Genomic DNA, 21923 nt, shown 5'->3' with positions numbered 1-21923 from the left:
GCGGGAGCCGGCCTTCGGCGCGGCCGGCAAGCCGGCACACTGCCGGCCATGACGGCCCGTGAGGTACGATACGCGCCGGGCCCACGCGCCCCCTGAGAGAACCGGCCGTCGCGGCCTCCTACCCGACACAAGAAAAATGCGAAGAAACCCGACGCTGCACCGAAACCTGTTCGCCGCGCTGGCGGCCAGCCTGCTGGGGATGCCGGCCGCCCATGCGAGCGGAGACGACGGCTGTTACGTGCCGAACACGCTCCGGCAGACGTCCTACTCGTGCGGCAACGTGCCGATGCTGACGCCCGCCAACGACACGCGCGTCAACGCGATGCTGATGATGGTCGACAGCGCCAAGGTCGCGCAGGTGTTTCCCGATCCGAAGACCATTCCCGCGAAAGAGCGGATCGACCGGATCATCGTGCCGTTCCCGATGGACTTCTCCGGATGGATCGACATCGGCCAGAAGACGCCCGACAAGACCGGCGGCGGGGCCGATGCCGATGCGTCGTCGAACCGGTACGCGGACGGCGAAGGCAGCATCTGCCGCAGCATGAGCGCGGGCGCGGACGCGTTCAACGACGCGCTGGGCGGCGCCGGCGGCCTGCCCGCCGACGAAGCCGCGCGCCTGCGCGCGGCGCGCGCCGACATCGCGCAGAAGACCTGTGCCGCGGGCGGCGCGAGCGCCGCATGGACGAAGCCGCCGGTCAAGTCGCCGCTCGGCCAGCAGTTCGCCACGTACCTCGACGGGACGAACGCGTTCTACCGAGCCGACTTCCTCACCGCGACCCGCGCGTTCGCGAACGCGTCGCACAGCGCGGACCCGTGGCTGAAGGAAACCAGCCTCTACATGGCCGGGCGCGCGCAGTTGAACGCCGCGCAGGCCAACGTATTCGACAACGACAGCCCGACGCCGACGCGCGCGCGCGTGACGAAGGTGTCGCTCGACGCGGCGAACACGGTATTCCAGACCTATCTGAAGGTGTATCCGAAGGGGCGCTATGCGGCGTCCGCGAGCGGACTGTTGCGACGGGTCGCATGGCTCGGCGGCAACGTCACGCGGCAGGCCGACCTGTACGGCCACGCGCTCGCGCGCTGGTCGCCGGCGACGTCGAACGTGCCGCTGATGCAACTGGCGAACGAACTCGACAGCAAGCTGTTGTTCGGCCCGGATTTCGACGCGCGCCAGATCCAGTCGCCGACCGTGCTCGCCACCGTCGACCTGCTGCGCATGCGCGCGTCGGACAGCGCCGATGCGAGCCGCAAGCCGATGACGCTGGACGAGCTGCAGGCGCAGAAGCCGCGCTTCGCGAACGCGCCCACGCTGTACGACTACCTGCTCGCAACGTGGTACGTGCAGATCGGGCACAAGCCGGACGCGGCCCTCGATCTGTTGCCGCAGACGCCCGCCGCGCCGCTCGACTACTTCGGGCTGAGCCAGCAGGCGCTGCGCGGGTTCGCGCTGGAGGACAGCGGGCAGAACGACAAGGCCCGCCAGCTGTGGCGCGACCTGATCCCGCTCGCGACGTTCCGCTTCCAGCGCGAAATGCTGGAACTCGCGCTCGCGATCAACCTGGAGCAGGCCGGGCTCGTCAACGACGCGTTCGCCGACGATTCGCCCGTGCAGAACGCCGCGATCCGCGGAGTGCTGCTGCAACGCACGGCCAACGCCGACCTGCTGCGCGCGCAGGCGCAGAATCAGGCGACCACCGGCGCGCTGCGCAGCACCGCGCTGTACACGTTGCTGTACAAGGAGCTCACGCGCTCGCACTACGCGGACTTCCTCGCCGACACCGCGCTGGTGCCCGGCACGCTCACCGATCCGTTGAAGCCGTTCGTCGCCGCCGGCGCGAAAAACGAAGACGGCTACACGTGCCTGTCGGCGCGCGACATCGCCGCGACGCTGCAGCAGAATCCCGCCGATCCGAAAGGGTTGAACTGCCTCGCCGATTTCGTCCGGCTGCATCCGCCCGCATCCGGCCTCGAAAGCGATCCGGTGCCGCTGTGGATCCGCAACGCGTCGAACACGGCCGCCACGCGCGTGCCGCCGACGCTCGGCGCGGCGCCGTCGCAGTTCGCGGGCAAGCCGTACGAACGGATGTCGAGCTACGTGACGGTGATGGCCGATACGCAGGCGAACCCGAACGACCGCGCATACGCGTTCTACCGCGCGATCAAGTGCTATGCACCGGGCGGCTCCAACGAATGCGGCGGCAAGGACGTGCCGAAGAGCACGCGCAAGCGCTGGTTCGACACGCTGAAGACCGCCTATCCGGGCAGCCCGTGGGCGCAGAAGCTTCGCTACTACTGGTAAGCGCCGGATGAAGCGCATCGCGTGCGTCGCGCTGCTGCTGGCCGCGCGCATCGCGCTGGCCGGCACCGTCGACGCCGCGCGGTACGACGCGTTCTGGCTGTGGGCGGGCGTGAAGCCGCAGGCGGTCGTGCGCGGTGCGCGCATCGTCTACGTGCTGCAAGGCCAGATCGAGGCGTCGCCGCGGGACGAGTCGCAGGTGCGCGTGATCGCGCAGGGCGTCGCGCTGCCGCCGGCGCCCGACGCACGCGTGTGGCTCGTCTATCGTGCGCATACGCTGCGCTGGACGCCGCGCGTCACGCAGATCATGCTCGCGCAGCTCGCACGCTGGCGTGCGTCGGGGCGCACGATCGCCGGCATCCAGATCGACTTCGATGCCGGTACGCGGCATCTTCAGGATTACCTTGCGTTCCTGCGCACGCTGCGCGACACGTTGCCCGCCGATTGCCGGCTCAGCATCACGGGGTTGCTCGACTGGAGCAGCCGCATCGATACCGACCAGGTCAACCAGCTCAAGGGGATCGTCGACGAGGTGGTCGTGCAGACCTATCAGGGCCGCCGCACGATTCCCGACTACGCGGCCTATCTGCCGCGCGTCGCGCGGCTGCAACTGCCGTTTCGGATCGGCGTGATCCAGGGCGGCGAGTGGGACACGCCGCCGTATCTCGCGTCGAATCCGTGGTTTCGCGGTTATGTCGTGTTCCTGCGCAACGACTAGCGGTGAGGGACTAGCGGTTAGCGGTTAGCGGGCGGGTGCAAACGCGGCGGGGCGATCGGCAGCCATGCGCGGCACCGCCGCCGGATCGCCCGGTTTCGATCACGGCGCCGCACGCCGCAGCGGGCCGGCGCCGCCATCGTCATGCCCGCACGAACGCGAGCAGGTCGGCGTTGAGCACGTCCGCGTTGACCGTCAGCATCCCGTGCGAATAGCCCGGGTACGTCTTCAGCGTGCCGTTCTTCAGCAGCTTGACCGACTTCAGCGCGGCATCCGCGATCGGCACGATCTGGTCGTCCTCGCCGTGCAGCACGAGCGTCGGAACCGAGATCGACTTCAGGTCTTCGGTCTGGTCCGTTTCGGAAAACGCCTTGATGCCGTCGTAATGCGCCTTCGCGCTGCCTTCCATCCCCTGCCGCCACCAGTTGCGGATCACGCCCTGATGAACGGTTGCGCCTTCGCGGTTGAACCCGTAGAACGGGCCGCTCGGCACGTCGAGGAAGAACTGCGCGCGATTGTCGGCGAGCGCTTTGCGGAAACCGTCGAACACCTCGAGCGGCAGGCCTTCGGGGTTCGATTCGGTTTTCAGCATCAACGGCGGCACCGCGCTGACCAGCACGGCCTTCGCGACGCGGCCGGCCGGCTCGCCGTGCTTCGCGACATAGCGCGCCACTTCGCCGCCGCCGGTCGAGTGACCGATATGCACCGCATTGCGCAGGTCGAGCGCTTCGACGACCGCGAACGCGTCCGCGGCGTAATGATCCATGTCGTGACCGTCCCACACTTGCGCCGAGCGGCCATGGCCGCGCCGGTCGTGCGCGATCACGCGATAGCCGTTCTGAACGAAGAACAGCAGTTGCGCATCCCAGTCGTCGCTGGACAGCGGCCAGCCGTGGTGGAACATGACGGGCTGCGCGTCTTTCGGACCCCAATCCTTGTAGAAAATCTCGACGTTGTCCTTCGTGGTGACGTATGGCATCGCGATGCTCCTGTGAGGTGAATGAACGTGGCGAACGGGCCGCAGCCATTATCGCCATTATCGTGAAACCACGGCGCCATCGTGCAATGCAACGGCCGATCGTCGCTCGGCAGGGAACGAACGACGCCGCGCGCGTCAGCCGTCGGTCGACACCGTCACGGCTTCCCACGCGCGGATTTCGTCGTCCAGCGCTGCCAGTTTGCTCCGCACGAGGCGCAGCGCGTCGCTGCCGAGCAGCAGGTGCGCGGGCGGATGGTCCGCCGCGATCACCGCGAGCATCGCCCGCGCGGCCTTCGCGGGGTCGCCCGGCTGCTTGCCGCTTTTCTCCTCGCGCGCGCGGCGGATCGGGTCGAACAGCGCGTCGTAGTCGGCGATCGAGCGCGGCGTGCGCGCCATCGAGCGACCGGCCCAGTCGGTGCGGAACGAGCCCGGCGCGACGGCCGTCACCGCGATGCCGAACGGCTCGAGCTCCTTGCCGAGGGTTTCGGAAATGCCTTCCAGCGCGAACTTGCTGCCGCAGTAGTACGCGATGCCCGGCATCGTGATGTGCCCGCCCATCGACGTGATGTTCAGGATACGGCCGCGCCGTCGCTCGCGCATGAACGGCACGACGGCCTTCATCATCGCGACCGCGCCGAACACGTTCACGTCGAACTGCCGGCGCATCTCGTCGAGCGGCGCCTCCTCCATGATCCCTTCGTGCCCGTAACCCGCGTTGTTCACCAGCACGTCGACGGGCCCGACGTTCGCTTCGACGTCCGCGACGACGCCGTCGATGCGCTCGAATTCGGTCACGTCGAGCACGCGCGCGACGGCGGCCTGCGCGGACAGCGCTTCGAAGTCGCGCGCCGCCTGCGCGCTGCGCACCGTGCCGACCACCGTGTGGCCGGCGGCCAGCGCTTCCTGGGCCAGCGCGCGACCGAAACCGCTGCTGACGCCGGTAATGAGCATGATGTTGCCGGATGCCATGTGAGCTTCTCCCGAATGTCGATTGAAGCGTGCATACTAGTCTGACGATCCGAGCCGAATAAGCCCGATTCCACTGATTTTCTTGCACAAAACTATGAGCACCGTACCCGTCTCCGCCCGGCCTCCGGCGCCTTCGCCACGCGACCGGAAGCGCCTGGTGACGCTGCTGCGCGCGCTGGCGCCCGACGAAGGCTACAACCTGACCGCACTGCCGAGCGTGCGCATCCTGCGCTCGAACCGCGCACTGTCGCGCACGCCGGTGCTGTACGACCCGGGCATCGTCATCGTGTGCCAGGGGTCGAAGCGCGGCTACTTCGGCGGCGAGCGCTATCTGTATGACGAACACCATTACCTGGCCGTCTCCGTGCCCGTGCCGTTCAGCATGGAAACCGACGCGACGCCCGAGCGCCCGCTGCTCGCGCTGTACCTGCACCTCGATTTCACGCTGGCCGCGGAACTCGCCGCGCAGATCGATCGCGCCGGCGTCGCGGAAATCGTGCAGGCGCCCAAGAGCATGATGTCGACGCCGATGGACGAAGCGATGCACGCGTCGGTGCTGCGTTTCGTCGACGCGATGCAGCGGCCGCTCGACGCCGCGGTGCTCGGCCCGGCGCTGCTTCGCGAGCTGTATTTCCGCGTGCTGACCGGCGCGCAGGGCAACGCGATGCGCAGCGCGCTGGCGATGCGCGGGCAATTCGGCCGGATCGGGCGATCGTTGCGCATGATCCATGCCGATTACGCGCGGCCGCTCGACGTGTCGCAGTTGGCCGACGCAGCCGGCATGAGCGTGCCGAGCTTCCACAGTCACTTCAAGGCGATCACGCAGGTGTCGCCGATGCAGTATCTGAAATCGACGCGCCTGCATCAGGCACGGTTATTGATGGTGCGTCAGGACCTGACGGCGGAAGCGGCCGGCTACGCGGTCGGCTATACGAGCCCGTCGCAGTTCAGCCGCGAGTTCAAACGCCTGTTCGGTTCGACGCCGGCGAAGGAAGCGCAGCGCATGCGCGCGAGCTTCGCGATTCCGGAGGCGTTCGACGATGCGGTATTCGTGTCGTCGCATTGACGTGATTGGCGTGCGCCGAACTCCGAGCGCGACGCACGCGTTCATTGCGCGGCCTCGAGCGCGAGGCCGGCCAGCGACTTCACGACGAACGCGGTCACGCTTCAGATGTCCCGCGGCTGATTCGCCCGATACCAACCGCCCGCACGTTCGCCGTTCGCGTATTGCCGCGCCAGTTCCGCATTCGGCAGCGCGGCGAACCGGAACGCGACAATTTGCCCGCTTCACCCGGCGGACGTCGGTTCGCCCGCGGCATCGACGCTCACGCGTGCGGCCCCGACCCACGCGGCCACCGTCACCGCACCCGCCGCGACGAGCATCATCGCGCCCCACCCGATCCGTTCGACGAGCATGCCCGGCGCCACGGCGCCGCCGGCGCCGGCCGCGTAGTACAGCGTCAGGTACGCGGCGTTCAACGCACCGGCCCGCGCCGGTTGAATCGCCACGACACGGGCCTGGTTCGCGACCTGCGCGGCGAAGCAACCGGCATCGAACAGCGCCAGCCCGACACCCAGCCAGCCCGGATGACCCAACGCCACGCCAAGCAGCAACGTGGCAAGCGCAGCCACCGCGAGCCCGCCACCGATCACCGCACGATCGCCGAAGCGATCCGCGAGCTTGCCCGCCACCCGCGTCACGCCCAGGCCGAGCACGCCGGCGAGACTGTATGCGCCGATCGCGGCCGCCCCGAGGTTGTACGGCGGCGCGGCCAGCCGGATCGCCAGCCCCACCCACACCAGATTGAACGCGAAGAACCACAGCATGCCGGCGCAGGTGCGGCGCCTCAATGCGGCGCTGTCGCGCAACAGCCGCGGCATCGCGCCGATCGTGGCCCCGTGGCCGGAACGCCGTTCGGGGCGATCGCCGGGCAACAGCACGCCACTGCCGACGGCCGCCAGCGCCACGCAGCCGGCCAATGCGAGCAGCGCGCCCCGCCATCCGCACCATTGCGACAACGCGCCGCCGACGAAACGGCTCAGCAGGATGCCGGCGGAAATCCCCGCGGAGACGGCGCCCATTGCCCCGCCGCGCCGATGCGGATCCGCGTGCTTTCCGACGACCGCGCTGCATTGCGCCGCGACCGTCGTGGCCGCGCCCACCAACAGGAAGCAGGCGTCGAGCGCGAGCGGCGTCGGCGAGCGCGACGCGCACGCGAGCAATATCGCAAGCACGCTCATTTGCGCCGGAATGAGCGTGCGCGCACCGAACCGGTCGACCAGCGGCACCAGCAGCGCCAGGCCGGCCAGATAGCCGAGCATCGTCACGGACGCGAGGGTCGCCATCCGCGCGGCCGGCACGCCGAAGTCGCCGGCCAGCGCCGCCAGCGACGGCTGCAGCGCATAGCCGTTGGCGATCGCGACGCCCGCCGCGAGCGCCAGCATCGCGGTCGCGGTGCGGGACAGGTACGCGCGCGGGCCGGCGACCGTCATGCGGCGGTCCGGACCGCGATCGCCTCGACCTCGACGCGAATCCCGGGATCGACGAACGGCAGCGCATGGACCAGCGAGAACGCCGGCCGGATATCGCCGTATATCTCGCCGTGCGCCCGTGCCGCGTCTTCCCAATGGTCGAAATCCGCGACCACCAGCCGGCTCTGGACGACGTCCGACAGCGCGAATCCGCTGTCCGCGAGCACCTTGCCGAGCGTCGCCAACGCATCGCGTGTCTGCGCATACACGTCGTCGCCTTTGCCGGCCGTCCCCGACACGTAGATCGTGTTGTCGACGACGACCGCACGCGAATAGCCCACCTTCGGCTCCCACGGGGAGCCGGTACTGATCCGTTGACGCATCTTGATGATCCTCTTCGGTAAGGTTTGGAAATCCCGCCTACTACTTCAGTAGTAGGCAGAATCGATTCTATACTACTCCGGTAGTTAATCAAGCATCGCCGTGACGCACGTCACGGCCATTCGAGTCCATGCAGATGAACGAAAACGCGGAACTGATCACGTCATTGATCCGGCTTGGCTTTACGCAATACGAGGCGCAGGCGTACGCCGCGCTCGTCGGACAAGCCGCGCTGACGGGCGCGGAAGTCGGCCGGCGCGCCGGCATGCCGCCATCGAAGGTCTACGAGACGCTCGGCCGCCTGGAGGCGCGCGGCGCGGTGCTCGTCAACCGCTCCGAGCCGGTCCGCTATGCAGCCGTGCCGCACCGGTCGCTGCTGGAAGAATTGCGCACGCGCTTCAACGCGGATCTCGAACTGGCGGCGGGCGCGCTCGACCGGCTGCCGGCGCGGCAAGAGCCGGGGCTGGTCTGGTCATTGAGCGGACGCGCAGCGATCGTCAGCGCATTCGCACGCGTGATCGACCAGGCGAAAACGGCAATCTTCGCGGGCGTGTGGGACGAGGAAATCGACGATCTCGGGCCGCTGCTCGAAGCAGCCGCGGCGCGGGGCGTCGATACGCACGTGGCGATCTACGGCAATCGCACGCTCAACGGGCCGCGCCACTACGACATGGCCAAATGCGGCGCCAGCGCGCGGCTTCGTCTGTCGGGACGGCGGCTGGCCGTCGCGGTCGCGGACGACACCGAGGCGGTGGTCGCGGAATTCGGCGACCAGTCGCCCGACCACGCGACGCTGACGACCAATCCGGTCATCGCGCTGCTCGCGGTCGAGTACATCAAGGCCGACGTGAGCGGCCGCGTCTTGATCGATGCGATGAGTCCGGCGGAATACCGGAAAGTGTTGAAGCATCCCGACATGCAGGCGATGCTTGCACCGATCGACAAGCAGGGCTGACCCGCACGAGATCCCGATGCCCCAATACACCTTCCGCCTGCTGAACGTCTTCGCCGAATCGACGTTCGGCGGCAACCCGCTTTGCGTGTTCGACGATGCGCGCGGCATGGACGACGCGACCATGCAGGCGCTGGCCGTGCAGTTCAACCTGTCGGAGACGACCTTCGTGCTGCCGTCCGAGCGCGCGCATGCACGCGTGCGCATCTTCACGCCCGGCTACGAGATGGCTTTCGCGGGCCATCCGACGCTCGGCACCGCGCACGTCGTGCGCGACCGGCTCAAGGCCGGCGATGCGCTGTCGCTGGAATTCAAGGCCGGCGTCGTCGACGTCACCGCGCGCGACGACGTGTGGACCTTCATCGCGCCGCATGCCGGCATGCCGAACACGGCGCCGTGCACGTTGCCCGATGCGCGGATCGCGGCGCTGCTCGGGCTCGCGGAGGACGACCTGCTCGCGCCGCCGCTATGGGTCGACACCGGCGCCGACCAGTTGCTGGTCGCGCTCAAGAGCCCGGCCGCCGTGCGGCGCGCGCAGCCCGACAGCGCGTACCTCGACATCTGGCCGCGAAGCAGCCTCGGCCGGAAGACCGCCTATGTATTCGCGTTCGACGCCGAGCGCCCGGGGACGGTCGTGTCCCGCTACTTCTTCGTGAAGCAGGGCGGCGGCGTATCGGAAGACCCGGGCACCGGATCGGCCTGTGCGAACCTCGGCGGCTGGTTGCTCGCCGCCGGGCACGATCTGCCGGCCGCGTGGCGGGTCGAGCAAGGCGAAGCCGTCGGTCGGCCTTGCCTGCTGCGGTTGTCGGTCGATGCCGCGGGCGAAATCGGCGTCGGCGGGCGCGTGATCGAACTCGGGCGCGGCACGATCAACGTGTGATCGGTGCGCGCCCGCCAGCGTCGACGATCATCGCGCGCCCACCCGCCACACCGTCACTTCGTGCAGCGTGTCGCCCGGCTTGAGCACCGTCGACGGGAAGGCCGGATGATTCGGCGAATCGGGAAAATGTTCGGCTTCCAGCGCAAACGCGTCGGTTTGCCGGTACACCGTGCCGCCCTTGCCCGCGACGCTGCCGTTCAACCCGTTGGCCGTATAGAACTGCAGCCCCGGCTGCGTCGTGTACAGCTCGAGGAAACGCCCGGACGCCGGGTCGTAAGCACGCGCGGCAAACGCGGGCGCCGGCTGGCCGCCCTGGTCCAGCACCCAGTTCTGATCGTAGCCATGCGCGATCACGAGCTGCGGATACCCATCGCGCAAATGCGCGCCGATCGGCGTCAACTGGCGCAGATCCATCGGCGTGCCCGCGACGCTCGCCAGTTGCCCGGTCGGAATCGACGTATTGTCGGTCGGCGTGAAACGCGACGCGGCGATCTCGATCAGTTGCCGCTCGACGCTACCGCCGGCCTGCCCCGCCAGATTGAAGTAGCTGTGGTTGGTCAGGTTGACGACGGTGTCCTTGTCGGTCGTCGCGCGATAGTCGATGCGGATCTGGTCGTCGGGGGTCAGCGTGTAGGTCACGTCCGTCGTCAACGTGCCGGGGAAGCCGTTCTCGCCGTCGGGGCTCACGTAGCGCAGCGTGACGCTCGAACCCGTCGCGTCGCTGTGCGTGCCGGTGACCTTCCACACCTTCGCGTCGAAACTGTCGGGACCGCCGTGCAGCGTGTTCGGCCCGTCGTTGACCGGCAGCGTCCACATCCTGCCGTCGAGCGCGAAACGCCCGCCCGCGATGCGGTTCGCATACCGGCCGATCAGCGCGCCGAAATGGATGTTGCCGTTGTGCGTTTCGTAGTCGCGCAGCGAATCGAAGCCGAGCACGATGTCGGCAACGTGGCCGGTGCGGTCCGGCACGTCGAGCGCCGTCACGATGCCGCCGTACGTGATCACTTTCAACGTCACGCCGTGCCGGTTCGCGAGCGTGTACTGGCTCACCGCCTGCCCGTTCGCGGTCGTCCCGTAATCCGCGCGGCTGATCGACACGTCGGATGCCGCGTAAGCGATGGCGGCATGAAAGCCGATCGTTGCGAACACACCTATCGCGAGCATCGCTCGTCGTGGCCAGCGTCGTTTCATGAAAACCTCCGAAGTCGTGCAGCCCGTGCTCGCCCGCAAGTTGCATGCCTGCACGTCGCCGCGTTTGCGATGCGCGCGCCCCGCCCCCGGCGTATCGCGGCGCTCACGTATGGTCCGCGCGCCACCGGCGTGGTGTGACACCGGTCAACCGCGTGAAGACTCGCGAGAAATGGCTCTGATCGGCAAAGCCGCATGCAAGGGCGATCGTGCTCAACGGCACGTTCCGGTCGCGCATCCATTCCTTCGCCCGCTCGACCCGCTGCACGATGAGCCAGCGATGCGGCGGCAGCCCGGTGGTTCGCTGAAACGCCCGGACGAAATAGCTGCGAGACAACCCGCACGCGCTCGCGACGTCGGCCAGCCCGATGTTGCCGTCGATGTGCTCGAGCAACAGTTCCTTCGCGCGGCTGGCCTGCGACGGCGTGAGCTTGCCGCCCGATCTCTCCCGCCGTTCGCCGACGCCGCCGTAACGGTGAGCGACGTGGGCCTGAAACGCCAGCCCCACATGATCGATGAAGATCTGCGATGCCTCGCCCGGCCGGGCCAGCGCCGGCAGTAGCGACTGGCCGAGCGCGTGGATGATCGAGTCGTGGGTGCTCAGATGCGGCGGCAGATAAAGCTGCGGCCGCTGCCGGCCGCCGAGGTCGTCGACCGTTTCCTCGAGCGTGTGGCGCGGCAGATGGAAATGCAGGCAATCGAACGCGCCCTGGAGGTCGGCCACCCAGCGCCGGTCGAGATCGTAGATCGACACGGTTCCCGCGTCATACGGGACGAACGGTGCGGGGCGGCCGTCGAGCCACAGACCCTGTTCGCCGAACGGACGCAACTGCAATACGATCAGATCCGTATTCTCGAGTTCGTAGGGTGCGGTCAGCCCCGAGTTCCTGCGCAAGCTCTGAAGTCGGACGATACCGATTTGCCCGTTCGGCAACGCTTGCGTGACGACGGTCTGCCTGACGTCGGCCGGGATGAAATCGGACGATGCGATGTCCGGCTGAGGGGCGCTCATGGGGCGATGCGGGGCGGCGAATGACGATACCCGCCACTCTAGCAAATCGCGGCGACGCACGCTGCTCGCGCCGCACCGTGCACTGGTATGATGCGCCAGCCACCTCTCCCGGAATTCGCAATGAAGCTGTCATTCGAAGCGCTCGAAGCCCTGGACGCGATCGACCGCACCGGCACCTTTGCCGAAGCAGCGGAACTGCTGCATCGTGTGCCCTCGGCGCTGACCTACCTGGTGCAGAAACTCGAAAGCGATCTCGGCGTGGCGCTGTTCGACCGCAGCGGACGGCGCGCGAAGCTCACGCATGCGGGACGCATCGTCGTCGAGGAAGGCCGGCGCCTGCTGCGCGCGGCCGAGCAACTCGAAATGAAGGCGCTGCGTGCGCAACAGGGCTGGGAAACGGAAGTGCGCGTCTGCATCGATGAAATTCTGCCGTTCGACGCGCTGTGGCCGTACGTGCACCGGTTCTACGCGCTCGGGATGGACACGCGGCTGCGGCTGTCGACCGAAGTGCTCGGCGGCGCGTGGGATGCGCTGATCTCGCGTCGGGCCGATCTCGTCGTCGGCGCGGCGGGCGAACCGCCGGAATTGCCCGGCATCGTCGCGCGGCCGATCGGTTCGCTGAAACACGTGTTCGCGGTCGCGCCGACCCATCCGCTCGCATCGATGCCCGAACCGCTGGCGATGGCGTCGGTCGTCCGGTATCGCGGCGCGGTGATCAGCGATACGTCGCGCGAATTGCAGCCGCAGTCGGTCGCGATCGATGCGGGCCAGCCGACCCTCGCGGTCCCGACGCTGGCCGCGAAACTCGAAGCGCAATGCGAAGGGCTCGCGGTCGGCACGCTGCCGGAATGCATCGCGGCGCGCGCGATCGCCGACGGCAAGCTCGTCGCGCGCCAGGTGACGGGCATGCGCGACACCACGCACTGCTATCTCGCGTGGCGCGGCGACGAGGCCGGCCGCGCGCTGCACTGGTGGGTCGAGCAACTCGACCAGCCCGATCTCGTCGAGCGGTTCACGACGCCGGACTGACGCATCCGTTCACGGCCTGCCGGCACGGCGGGGTCGCACCCGCGACCGCGTCGTCGATGGCCGACGGCCCGGCAGCGCGCGCGTGGCGTACCACCAGCTCGCCGCGCTGCCCCCGGCCGCGCTGGCGGCCCTCGCGATCCGCACGTCAGCCGAGCGAATCGTGCAGCCGCTTCATTTCCTTCTCGAGCCAGCCAATCAGGCTGAACCCCGCGTGCGCCTTCTCGACCGGGGGAATCATCATCCTTTCCTCGGTCGCGATATGGTCGGTGAGCGACTCGCACATCAGCCTGCCGAGCGCCGGCTTCCTGCCGATCAGCGCCGAGAGATCCTCGCTGCGAAGCTGATGCACGGTCATCGCGGTCACCGCATGGACCGTCGCGTGAAGCCGCGTGCCGGCGAGCACGACCGACTGCCCGATCGCATCGCCCGGCGCCATCCGTCGCACTTCGACGTCGCCCGTCGCGCCCGGCACGAACACTGCCGCGACGCCCGATTCGACGATGGTCAGCACGCGCGACTCCGCAGTCGACGCATAGATCACGTCGCCCTTGCCGAACGAACGCGAGACCAGCGCATCGGCCAGCACGGCCAGATCGTCGTCGTCGACGCGCGCGAACAGTTCGACCGCACGCAACAGCAGCAGCCGGCGCGATACCGGATGCGCTTGCGACGTCGACGACGATGCGGACGCCGGCGCCGGCCCCGCGAGCGGCCGCCACGCGACGCCCGCCGCGGCCAGATGCCGATGCGCGAGATCGTAGAGCGCGTTGCGCACGGTCGTTTTCTTCTGCAGCGCGTCGACGTAGCAGACGAGTTCGTACTGGATCGCGTTCGCGCGGAACGCCTTCACGACGGCGATCGGCGCGGGGCGCGCGAGCACGTCGAGCGAACTCGCCGCGGCCCGCTCCAGTGCGCCGACGGCGACGGCCGGCCGCACCGCGGGATCGAGGTCGAGCGCGAGCGTGACGCCGTGCAGGCCGGCCGGCTCGCTGAGGTTCACGATGGTGGCGCGCGCCGCCGCGCTGTTCGGCACGACGATCAGGTTGCCGAGGCTGTCGATCAGCTTCGTCGAACGCCAGTTGCTTTCGACGATCCGCCCTTCGCGTTCGCCGATCGACACCGTGTCGTCGAGCCGGAACGGCTGCGTGGTGTTCAGCACGAGCCCGGAGAACACGTCGTTCAGCGTGTTCTGGAGCGCGAGACCGAGGATCACCGCGACGGCGCCGGAGGTCGCGACCAGGCCGCTCAACGGCAGGCCGAGCACGTAGCCCAGCGCGGCCACCGCGGCCGCGCCGAACACGATGCCCGCGGCGATGTCGTGAAAGAGCCGCTGGCTGTGCCACGCACGCGGCAGCAGCAGATGGTTGAGCAGCAGGCTGAACACGATCGCGCACTGGAGCCACCACGCGATGCACACGGCCTGGACCACGATCCGGTCGAGCCCGCCGAGCGACGCGGGAACGGCGAGCGGGCTGACGCCGGTCGCGAACAGCACGGCGCTCAGCGCGGCGAACGCCGCGCAGCGCCGGATGGCGCGCGCCACGGGGCGATCGTGCCCGCGCAGCCGCCACGCGGCGAGGTCGGCCAGCACGATCGGCGCGCCGTAGATCGCCGTATCGGAGAAATTCAACATGTCGGATCGCCAGCGCGGCGCGCGAAAGAGTGGAAGCGCCAGCACGCAGGTCGCTGCGGGCACGGAACCGGCGGATACATGGCGGGCGCGCCGCCGACGCGCCGGTTGCGGCTAGCTACGCCGACGCACGACGCCCGGCAACGGCAACACATAGCGGCCGGGGCCCGCGATCGCGATCGTGCCGAACAGGATCAGCAACATCCACGCGAACTGCGCGTCGCGCAGCGGCCAGTCGGGGTGGACGAACACCAGCGCGACGAGCGTGACGATCATCACCGGCAGCGCCGCCAGCCTCGGGAACAGACCGACGATCATGAAGATCGGGCACACGACCTCCGCGAAGATCGCGAACAGGATCGACAGCGTGCGGCCGAGATGGAACGGATCCTCGATGGCCGCGGCTTCGGCCGTGTAATGGACGACCTTCGGCAAGCCGTGCACCACGAGCAGCAGCACGCTGGCGGCGACACGCAGGAACAGCAGGCCGAAATCGGTCGCGCGACGGGAAAGGTCGGACGGGTCAGGTTTCATGCGGAGGTTCGTCGATTGAGCGGGACGCGCGACGACGTGCACGCCGGGCGTTTCGCCGCGCCGGCGTTCAGGGATGTCGCGCGATGCCGGCGGGCGCACGGGGTCGGCTCGCACGCGTGCCGACGGGGTGCCGGCGCCCTCCGTTCACGCAATCTACGCGCGCGGCCTGCCGCCGTCCTGTAACGGGGCTGAATCGTTCTGAAACATCGAGACGCGCGACGAACCCGGCGTCACGACTCGCGCGACGGCAGCTCGGCCTCGGCCGCATCGAGCCCGAGCCCGTGCACTTCCGACCACGCATCGTGCGCGGCCTGCGTCGAGCCTGCCGTATGCGCGAGCGCGGCCGCATACGCGGCCAGCAGCCGCACACGCGCATCGTCGGACACGGGCGCCGCGCCTGCGTCCGCGTCGCGCATCGCATCGAGCGCGACGCGCGCCCGCTCGCGGCATTCGTCGACGAGCGACAGGTCGAACAGGCAAGGCACCGCGACGGCCGCGAGCGCGATGCCGAGCGCCGCGTCGCCCTGCGCCGAAAACGCCCAGTCGAGCGCGGCACGCAGATTGCCGAGCTCGCGCCGGACCGCATCGAGCCGGGTCGTGCTGCCGGCCTCGCTGCGCGACTCGTCGCCATCGTGGGCCGCGCGCCGGAACAACGCGAGGAAGTAGGTCGCATGCGCGCGCGCGGCGGCCGCCGCCTCGCCGTGACTGTCGAGCTGCTGTTGCGCGTAGGCCCGCGTGGTCGTCAGCAGCCGGTAGCGCGGCGCGCCGTGCGCGGTCTCGAGGATCAGCAGCGACTTCGACACGAGGCCGGCGATCGTATCGAGCAGGTCGGCGCCGGCCAGCCCGTTGGCGCCGACGACCTCGCGCACGGCCTCGATCGAGAAGCCGTCGCGAAACACGCCGAGCCATCGCAGCAGCAGGCGCTCGGCCTCCCCGAGCAACCGGTAGCTCCAGTCGTACATCGCCTGCAGCGTCTGATGGCGCGGCAACGCGGTGCGAAAACCGCCGGTCAGCAGCCGAAAGTGATCGTCGAGATGGGCGGCCAGCACGTCGATGCCCAGCACGGCGGCGCGGGCCGCGGCCAGCTCGATCGCGAGCGGCAGGCCGTCGAGGCGGCGGCAGACCGACGCCATCAACGCCACGCTGCGTGCATCGAGCGGAAAACGCGGATCGGCCGCGCGCGCACGCGCCGCGAACAACTGCACCGCGCTCGCGCGCATCGCCTCGTGTTCGCCGGCCCCTTCGTCGGGCACGTCGAGCGGCGGCACCGGGCACACGCGCTCGCCGTGGATGCGCAGCGATTCCCGGCTCGTCGCGAGCACGCACAGCCCGTCGTCCGCATCGGTGAGCGCGCTCGCGATCTGCGCGGCGGCGTCGAGCAGGTGCTCGCAATTGTCGAGCACGAGCAGCATCCGGCGACGCGCGACGCTGGCGAGCACCGCTTCGAGCGTCAGCGACCCGATCGGCTGCGTGATGCCGAACGCGCCGGCGAGCGCGTCCGGCACGAAGCGCGGACACGCGACGGTGGCGAGCGAAACGAATACGCTGCCTTCCGGAAAGCGGGCGTCGGCGCGCGCCGCCGCTTCGATCGCGACCCGCGTCTTGCCGATGCCGCCCGCGCCGACCAGCGTCACGACGCGCGCGCCCTGCAGCGCGGCCAGCACGTCGGCGACCGTCTGTTCGCGGCCGAACAACGCACTCGGCGCAGCGGACGGCCGCCACGTCGCGGGCCGCACGGGCGCGTCGCCGTCGTCCTGCCCGACGACCAGCCGGTAGCCGCGGCCGGGCACCGTCACGATCAGGTTCCGGTCGCCGGCCAGCGCCTTGCGCAGCGAAGCGATGTGCACCTGCAGGTTGTTTTCCTCGACCACGGTGTGCGGCCATACGCGCTGCATGATGTCGTCTTTCGATACCAGCGCACCGTTCGCCCGAATCAACAGCTCGAGAATTTCGAATGCGCGGCTGCCGATGCGCAGCAGCTTGCCGTTCGAACGAATTTCACGTCTGTCGAGAAAAACGTGAAGTGTTCCAATCCGGATCATGAGAATTTCTTGAGGGTGACATTCAACGGCGCCCCACTGAAATCGGGGGCCGGTTCGGTGTCAATGCTACGGTATTTGCATGGCCGAATGATTCAAATTATCAGAATGAATGGCACGATTTTTTTGAAATGACGAAAAACGCCGCCGCGAAACGCTGCTTTGAACCCCTCACCGAAAGGCGACAAGGCCGTGCACGTTTCATGTGCAAATCGTGGATGCGCCGATGAATACGACGTCGTTATATCAGACGAAACGTTTTTCGATTGGCGCCATGCGCGCATTTTCGTTTTGATTGACCGGCCGGTTTATTTTCAGGCGCCTCTATTGCGCCGGCCGACTATCCGCCGGCTCGTTTGCCCGCGTTTGCGGCGCGATTCACCGCGCGGCGCGGGCGCGCGCCCGCGGCCTCGCACCGCCGCCGGCCGGCATCGCGGGCTCAGGCCCGCGCGAACGCCAGCAGCTCGTCGTTCAGCCTGGCCGCGTGCGTCAGGTAGAGCGCGTGCGGGCCGCCTTCGTAGACGCTCAGCGTCGCATGCGGCACGCGTTTCGCCGTGGCGGCGCCGGTCAGCGCGAGCGGCGCCGTCTGGTCGTCGTCGCCATGAATCACCCGCGTCGGTACGTCGAATCGTTGCAGATCGGCACGGAAATCGGTTTCGGAAAACGCGCGGACGCAATCGAGCGTGCCCTTCAGCCCGCCCTGCAGCGCCATGAACGACGTCCAGCCGAGCGCCGCGCGCGACACCGTCGAGCCGTCGCGGTTCGAACCGGTAAAGAGCGGCCAGAAGCCGTCGAAAAACGCCGCGCGATCGGCCACGATGCCCGCGCGAATGCCGTCGAATACCGCGACGTCCACGCCCTCCGGATGATCGTCGCGGCGCGCGACGAGCGGCGTCACCGAGCCGATCAGCACCGCCTTCGCGATGCGGCGCGTGCCGTGCCGGCCAATGTAGCGCGCCACCTCGCCGCCGCCCATCGAAAAGCCGACGAGCGTCACGTCGTGCAGGTCGAGCGTCTCGAGCAGCGTGGCGAGATCGTCGGCGAGCGTGTCGTAGTCGTATCCGCTCCACGGTTGACCGGACCGCCCGAAGCCGCGCCGGTCGTACGCGATGCAGCGCAGGCCGTGCGACGCGAGATGATGCATCTGCACGTCCCACATGTCGGCGTTCAGCGGCCAGCCGTGGACGAACACGACCGGGCGGCCGCTGCCCCAGTCCTTGTAGTGAATCGACACGCCGTCGCGGGTGGCGAATGTGCTCATGAGGGTTCCTTTCGCATCGGGACGCCGCGGCCGCGAACGCGGCCGACGCGTGCGGCGCGGCGCGTCATGCCCGCGACGGCCGCGCGACGAACTGTTCGAGCGCCGTCGCGAGCACCATCTCGCGGCAATTCGCGGGGCGTTTCTCGCCGCGCCACTGCGGTTTGTAGATCGCGTCGCCGATCCGGATCGGCTGCCCGGTGAGCGCGCAGCGCGCCAGCCTGCGCGCCTTCGCGCAGATCCAGCGTTGTTCGTCGTAGCGGCAGCGCGTCGGATCGCTCCACGACACCAGCATCGACGAATCGGTCTGCCGCTCGACGGCGACGATCGCGCTGCGGCGGCGCACGTCGCCGCTCGACGGCATCGGCGCCTCGTCGCGATGCGGGCGACGCGAGCCGTCCGTCTCCCGCGTGCGCGGCATCGGCAGCAGCCGGACGCCCGCGACGGGCAACGGTCCGAGCGACGTGATCATGTGCTCCCAGCGATTGAAGGCGTCCATGGCGGCATATCCAGGCAGGTGACGGGCGGAGCGGGCCCGCGGGCCCGTGCGCGTGGCGCGCAACGTGTGCCGGTGACCCGATGTTGACGATAGCCGCCGTGCGCTGAAGAGTCCCGGTCCCGCGCTTAATTTTTCTGCAGCGCGGCAAATCCGCGCGCGCCGCCGCGGCGTTCAAGAAAATTCAGCCGGATTTCAGTACGGCGCGCGCTGCGCCGGGATACGCTCCCGACGGCTTTCGTTCGTCCGCGCGCGCCAGTCGACGCGCGGCGGCGCACGCCGGACGGCTGCCGGGCGGGATGGCCGCGGCCGGCCGCCATCGAACCACCGTCCCGGGCGGCCTCGCCGCCGCATACCTCAGGAGTCCAGATGCACCCCGAACAGACCGATGCCGTTGCGTCGGCCCGCCGCCGCGACATGCTGCTCGCCGGCGCGACGGCCGTTGCCGCAGCCGCGCTGCCCGCGATGGCGGCCGCCGCCGGCACGCCGTCCCCCAGCCCCTCTTCAGCCCATGCAGGAACGCAGACGATGAACACGATCACCACCAAGGACGGCACGCAGATCTACTTCAAGGACTGGGGTAGCGGCCGCCCGGTCGTGTTCTCGCACGGCTGGCCGCTGTGCGCGGACGCGTGGGATGCGCAGATGCTGTTCCTCGTGCAGCGCGGCTATCGCGTGATCGCGCACGACCGCCGCGGCCACGGCCGTTCGAGCCAGCCGTCGCGCGGCAACGACATGAACACGTACGCGGACGATCTCGCCGCGCTGCTCGACGCGCTCGACGTGCGCGAAGCCACGCTCGTCGGCCACTCCACCGGCGGCGGCGAAGTCGCGCGCTATATCGGTCGCCACGGCACGAAGCGCGTGGCGAAGGCCGTGCTGATCGGCGCGGTGCCGCCGCAGATGGTGAAGTCGCCGACCAATCCGGGCGGCCTGCCGATGGACGTGTTCGACGGCATCCGCAAGAACGTCGCGGAGAACCGTTCGCAGTTCTACAAGGATCTCGCCGTGCCGTTCTTCGGCTTCAATCGCCCGAACGCGAAGGTGTCGCAGGGCACGATCGACGCGTTCTGGTCGCAGGGGATGATGGGCGGCATCCACGGCCAGTACCTGTGCGTGAAGGAGTTCTCGGAAGTCGACTACACCGACGACCTGAAGAAGTTCGACGTGCCGACGCTCGTGCTGCACGGCGACGACGACCAGATCGTGCCGATCGACGATTCGGCCCGCCTGTCGTCGAAGATCGTCAAGCACGCGGTGTTGAAGGTGATCGAGGGCGGCTCGCACGGGATGTGCGTCGTGAGCGCCGATCGCATCAACGCCGAGTTGCTCGCGTTCCTGCAGGCGTAAGCGCACCGTCCGTCGCGGCGGCGCGCATGCCGCCGCGACGGACGCCGCACACGCGCCATTCAGGATTTTTCAGGAAATTTCAGATCGTCCGGTGCGGCGCTCACGGCGCCCGCACCGGGCGCAGCAGGATGCCGAGCAGCGCGCCGGCGAGCGCGAACGCCATCGCCACGCGGAAGTTGTCGGCCAGCGCGAGCGTCGTGGCCTGCACGCGCACCGCGCGGTCGATGAGCGCATAGGCCGCCTGGTCGCCCGTCGCGAACGTGGCGCCATGCGCGACCAGCGACGCCGCGCCCGCCCGCAGCCGTTCGAGCGTTTCCGGATCCGACAGCGACACATGCAGACCGACGAGATTCGAATGGGTAGCCTCCCTGATCCGCTGAATCACCGCGATCGACGTCGTGCCGAGCTGCCCGCTCAGCAGGCGTGTCGTCTGCACGACCGCGCCGAACGTGAGCGCATGCTCGGCCGTCACGTGCCGGCCGAAGAAAACGATGACCGACGTGAGCGCCATCGTCTGGCCGAGCGCCTGCAGCAATTGCGACGGAATGAAATCGGGTTCGGCCCACACCGGCGTGAGCCGCGAGCCAAGCGCGAACGCGATCGCCACCATCGCGAAGCCGGCGACGATCAGCCGGCGCGGGTCGACCCGCTGCAGCAACAGCGCGACACACGGCGCGAACAGCAGTTGCGGGATCGCGATCCAGCGCAGCGTGTCGCCGATCTGCAGCGGGCGCAGGCCGTACGTGCTGGCGAGGAACAGCGACGGGATGAAGCTCGTGTTGAGCACGGTGAAGCGCACGAGGCCGACGAGCACGATCAGCAGCGCGACGTTGGGCCGCGCGAGGTAACCGAGATCGATGCCCGCGCGCGGCGACGCGAGTTCGTGGATCAGGAATGCGGCGATCATCAGGATGCCGGCGACGAGCAGCGCGACGATCAGCGGCGACTGCAGCCAGAACAGCCGCTCGCCCTGGTCGAGCGCGACGCACAGGCACGCGAACCCGCCCGCGCCGAGCAGCATCCCGCGCGCGTCGATGCCGGACGCGAAGCGCTTGATCGGCTCGTCGGCGAGCGACAGCATCAGGCACGCGATGAACGGCACGGTCAGCGCCGCGTTCTGCCAGAACAGCCAGCGCCAGCTCAGGTGTTCGCTGTACCAGCCTTCGAGCGTGGCCGACAGGTTCAGCGACATCTCCAGATTCATCGCATACGCGGCGATGCCGAACGGAATCAGCCGCGGCGGCAGCGTGCGCACGACGAAGCCGACCGTCAGCGGCACGAACACGCCGGACGCGAGCCCCGCGATCGCCTGGCACACGATGAACGCGCCGAATTGCGTGCAGAGCGGCAGCACGGTTTCCGCGCCGAGAAACACCACGGCGCCCACGACCAGCACGCGGCGCGTGCCGAACATGAAGGCCGCCGCGATCGCGAGCGGCCCGACGAACATCTGCGACGCGGTAAACGCGGTGTTGATCCACGCGCCTTCGTCGAAGCCGATGCCCAGCGCGCCGCGCACGTCGGCCAGCCCGAGCGACGTGATGCGCGACGTCAGCGTCGCGATGATCGCGCCGAGCAGCACGGCCGCGATCGCGGCGATCGACCGAAACGTCGGAATGTCGGAGGCCGGCCTTGCGGCCGGCGCCGGCATGGCACTGCCGGTGGCGAACGTCGTGTTCATCGTCGAGCGGCTCCCGCCTGTCAAGCTGGCGCAAGCATAACGCGGTGCGTCGAATC

Annotated in this window: 20 protein-coding genes; 7 read left to right on the top strand and 13 right to left on the bottom strand. The window is 68.9% G+C overall.

Translation table 11 applies throughout. The features are described from left to right. Nucleotides 1–136: 136 nt before the first annotated feature. Both CFB89_RS30050 and CFB89_RS30045 read left to right on the top strand, forming a co-directional pair. Nucleotides 137–2305, top strand: coding sequence for a hypothetical protein (locus tag CFB89_RS30050; RefSeq protein ID WP_089471135.1), 2169 nt, complete (start codon nucleotides 137–139; stop codon nucleotides 2303–2305). 7 nt (nucleotides 2306–2312) lie between these two features. After that, nucleotides 2313–3020: a DUF3142 domain-containing protein gene (locus CFB89_RS30045; RefSeq protein ID WP_089471134.1), complete on the top strand. Its 708-nt coding sequence runs from the start codon at nucleotides 2313–2315 to the stop codon at nucleotides 3018–3020. A 139-nt stretch (nucleotides 3021–3159) separates the two neighbouring features. Here CFB89_RS30045 and CFB89_RS30040 read toward each other — a convergent pair whose 3' ends face one another. Continuing rightward, nucleotides 3160–3996: an alpha/beta fold hydrolase gene (locus tag CFB89_RS30040; RefSeq protein WP_089471133.1), complete on the bottom strand. Its 837-nt coding sequence runs from the start codon at nucleotides 3994–3996 to the stop codon at nucleotides 3160–3162. Nucleotides 3997–4131: 135 nt separating this feature from the next. Next, nucleotides 4132–4965, bottom strand: coding sequence for an oxidoreductase (locus CFB89_RS30035; protein ID WP_089471132.1), 834 nt, complete (start codon nucleotides 4963–4965; stop codon nucleotides 4132–4134). Nucleotides 4966–5059: 94 nt separating this feature from the next. Between CFB89_RS30035 and CFB89_RS30030 the strand changes: the two genes are divergently transcribed. Then, nucleotides 5060–6031 (top strand): AraC family transcriptional regulator, encoded by a 972-nt coding sequence (locus CFB89_RS30030; protein ID WP_089471131.1) that lies wholly within the window; start codon nucleotides 5060–5062, stop codon nucleotides 6029–6031. A 221-nt stretch (nucleotides 6032–6252) separates the two neighbouring features. Here the strand turns inward: CFB89_RS30030 and CFB89_RS30025 are convergent, their stop codons facing one another. Both CFB89_RS30025 and CFB89_RS30020 read right to left on the bottom strand, forming a co-directional pair. After that, entirely contained in the window at nucleotides 6253–7458 is a 1206-nt protein-coding gene (locus CFB89_RS30025; RefSeq protein WP_089471130.1) for an MFS transporter, read from the bottom strand. Then, on the bottom strand, nucleotides 7455–7820 hold the full coding sequence (locus CFB89_RS30020) for a RidA family protein (protein ID WP_089471129.1): 366 nt from the start codon (nucleotides 7818–7820) through the stop codon (nucleotides 7455–7457). Before CFB89_RS30020 ends, CFB89_RS30025 begins: the two co-directional genes overlap by 4 nt. Nucleotides 7821–7954: 134 nt before the next feature. On the opposite strand from CFB89_RS30020, the gene CFB89_RS30015 reads away from it, so the two are divergent. Then, a complete protein-coding gene (locus tag CFB89_RS30015) occupies nucleotides 7955–8773 on the top strand; it encodes a TrmB family transcriptional regulator (protein ID WP_089471680.1) in 819 nt (272 codons plus the stop codon). A gap of 16 nt (nucleotides 8774–8789) precedes the next feature. Next, the gene (locus CFB89_RS30010; RefSeq protein WP_089471128.1) at nucleotides 8790–9650 is read left to right on the top strand and encodes a PhzF family phenazine biosynthesis protein; all 861 of its coding nucleotides are present in this window, start codon (nucleotides 8790–8792) and stop codon (nucleotides 9648–9650) included. 27 nt (nucleotides 9651–9677) lie between these two features. Here CFB89_RS30010 and CFB89_RS30005 read toward each other — a convergent pair whose 3' ends face one another. Together CFB89_RS30005 and CFB89_RS30000 are read right to left on the bottom strand one after the other, a co-directional pair. Beyond that, nucleotides 9678–10841 (bottom strand): aldose epimerase family protein, encoded by a 1164-nt coding sequence (locus CFB89_RS30005; RefSeq protein WP_089471127.1) that lies wholly within the window; start codon nucleotides 10839–10841, stop codon nucleotides 9678–9680. A 103-nt stretch (nucleotides 10842–10944) separates the two neighbouring features. Beyond that, nucleotides 10945–11850, bottom strand: a complete 906-nt coding sequence (locus CFB89_RS30000) for an AraC family transcriptional regulator (RefSeq protein ID WP_089471126.1) — start codon at nucleotides 11848–11850, stop codon at nucleotides 10945–10947. Nucleotides 11851–11970: 120 nt separating this feature from the next. Here CFB89_RS30000 and CFB89_RS29995 point away from each other — a divergent pair, with 120 nt between their 5' ends. Continuing rightward, nucleotides 11971–12879, top strand: a complete 909-nt coding sequence (locus CFB89_RS29995) for a LysR family transcriptional regulator (RefSeq protein ID WP_089471125.1) — start codon at nucleotides 11971–11973, stop codon at nucleotides 12877–12879. Between the two features lie 145 nt (nucleotides 12880–13024). Here CFB89_RS29995 and CFB89_RS29990 read toward each other — a convergent pair whose 3' ends face one another. The 6 genes from CFB89_RS29990 to CFB89_RS35575 all read right to left on the bottom strand — a co-directional run bounded on the left by CFB89_RS29990 (nucleotide 13025) and on the right by CFB89_RS35575 (nucleotide 19384). After that, on the bottom strand, nucleotides 13025–14512 hold the full coding sequence (locus CFB89_RS29990; protein ID WP_089471124.1) for a mechanosensitive ion channel family protein: 1488 nt from the start codon (nucleotides 14510–14512) through the stop codon (nucleotides 13025–13027). Nucleotides 14513–14623: 111 nt separating this feature from the next. After that, the gene (locus tag CFB89_RS29985) at nucleotides 14624–15043 is read right to left on the bottom strand and encodes a DoxX family protein (protein WP_089471123.1); all 420 of its coding nucleotides are present in this window, start codon (nucleotides 15041–15043) and stop codon (nucleotides 14624–14626) included. A gap of 230 nt (nucleotides 15044–15273) precedes the next feature. After that, the gene (locus CFB89_RS29980; protein WP_089471122.1) at nucleotides 15274–17085 is read right to left on the bottom strand and encodes a winged helix-turn-helix domain-containing protein; all 1812 of its coding nucleotides are present in this window, start codon (nucleotides 17083–17085) and stop codon (nucleotides 15274–15276) included. A 436-nt stretch (nucleotides 17086–17521) separates the two neighbouring features. Further along, complete coding sequence (locus CFB89_RS29975; RefSeq protein ID WP_089471121.1) at nucleotides 17522–18343, bottom strand: alpha/beta fold hydrolase; 822 nt, start codon at nucleotides 18341–18343, stop codon at nucleotides 17522–17524. A 64-nt stretch (nucleotides 18344–18407) separates the two neighbouring features. Beyond that, a complete protein-coding gene (locus CFB89_RS29970) occupies nucleotides 18408–18839 on the bottom strand; it encodes a DUF3331 domain-containing protein (protein ID WP_089471120.1) in 432 nt (143 codons plus the stop codon). Between the two features lie 125 nt (nucleotides 18840–18964). Further along, nucleotides 18965–19384, bottom strand: a complete 420-nt coding sequence (locus CFB89_RS35575; protein WP_256979804.1) for a hypothetical protein — start codon at nucleotides 19382–19384, stop codon at nucleotides 18965–18967. Here CFB89_RS35575 and CFB89_RS29965 point away from each other — a divergent pair. Further along, nucleotides 19365–20186: an alpha/beta fold hydrolase gene (locus CFB89_RS29965; RefSeq protein WP_256979803.1), complete on the top strand. Its 822-nt coding sequence runs from the start codon at nucleotides 19365–19367 to the stop codon at nucleotides 20184–20186. The two genes, CFB89_RS35575 and CFB89_RS29965, sit on opposite strands and share 20 nt — an antisense overlap. Nucleotides 20187–20286: 100 nt before the next feature. On the opposite strand, the gene CFB89_RS29960 is transcribed toward CFB89_RS29965, so the two are convergent. After that, entirely contained in the window at nucleotides 20287–21867 is a 1581-nt protein-coding gene (locus CFB89_RS29960) for an MFS transporter (RefSeq protein ID WP_089471679.1), read from the bottom strand. Between the last annotated feature and the right edge of the window lie 56 nt (nucleotides 21868–21923).

Source organism: Burkholderia sp. AU16741, from assembly GCF_002223345.1.
GTDB lineage: Bacteria > Pseudomonadota > Gammaproteobacteria > Burkholderiales > Burkholderiaceae > Burkholderia > Burkholderia sola.
The sequence above is the reverse complement of the archived record's forward strand: the minus strand, read 5'-3'. Positions and strand labels throughout refer to the sequence as shown.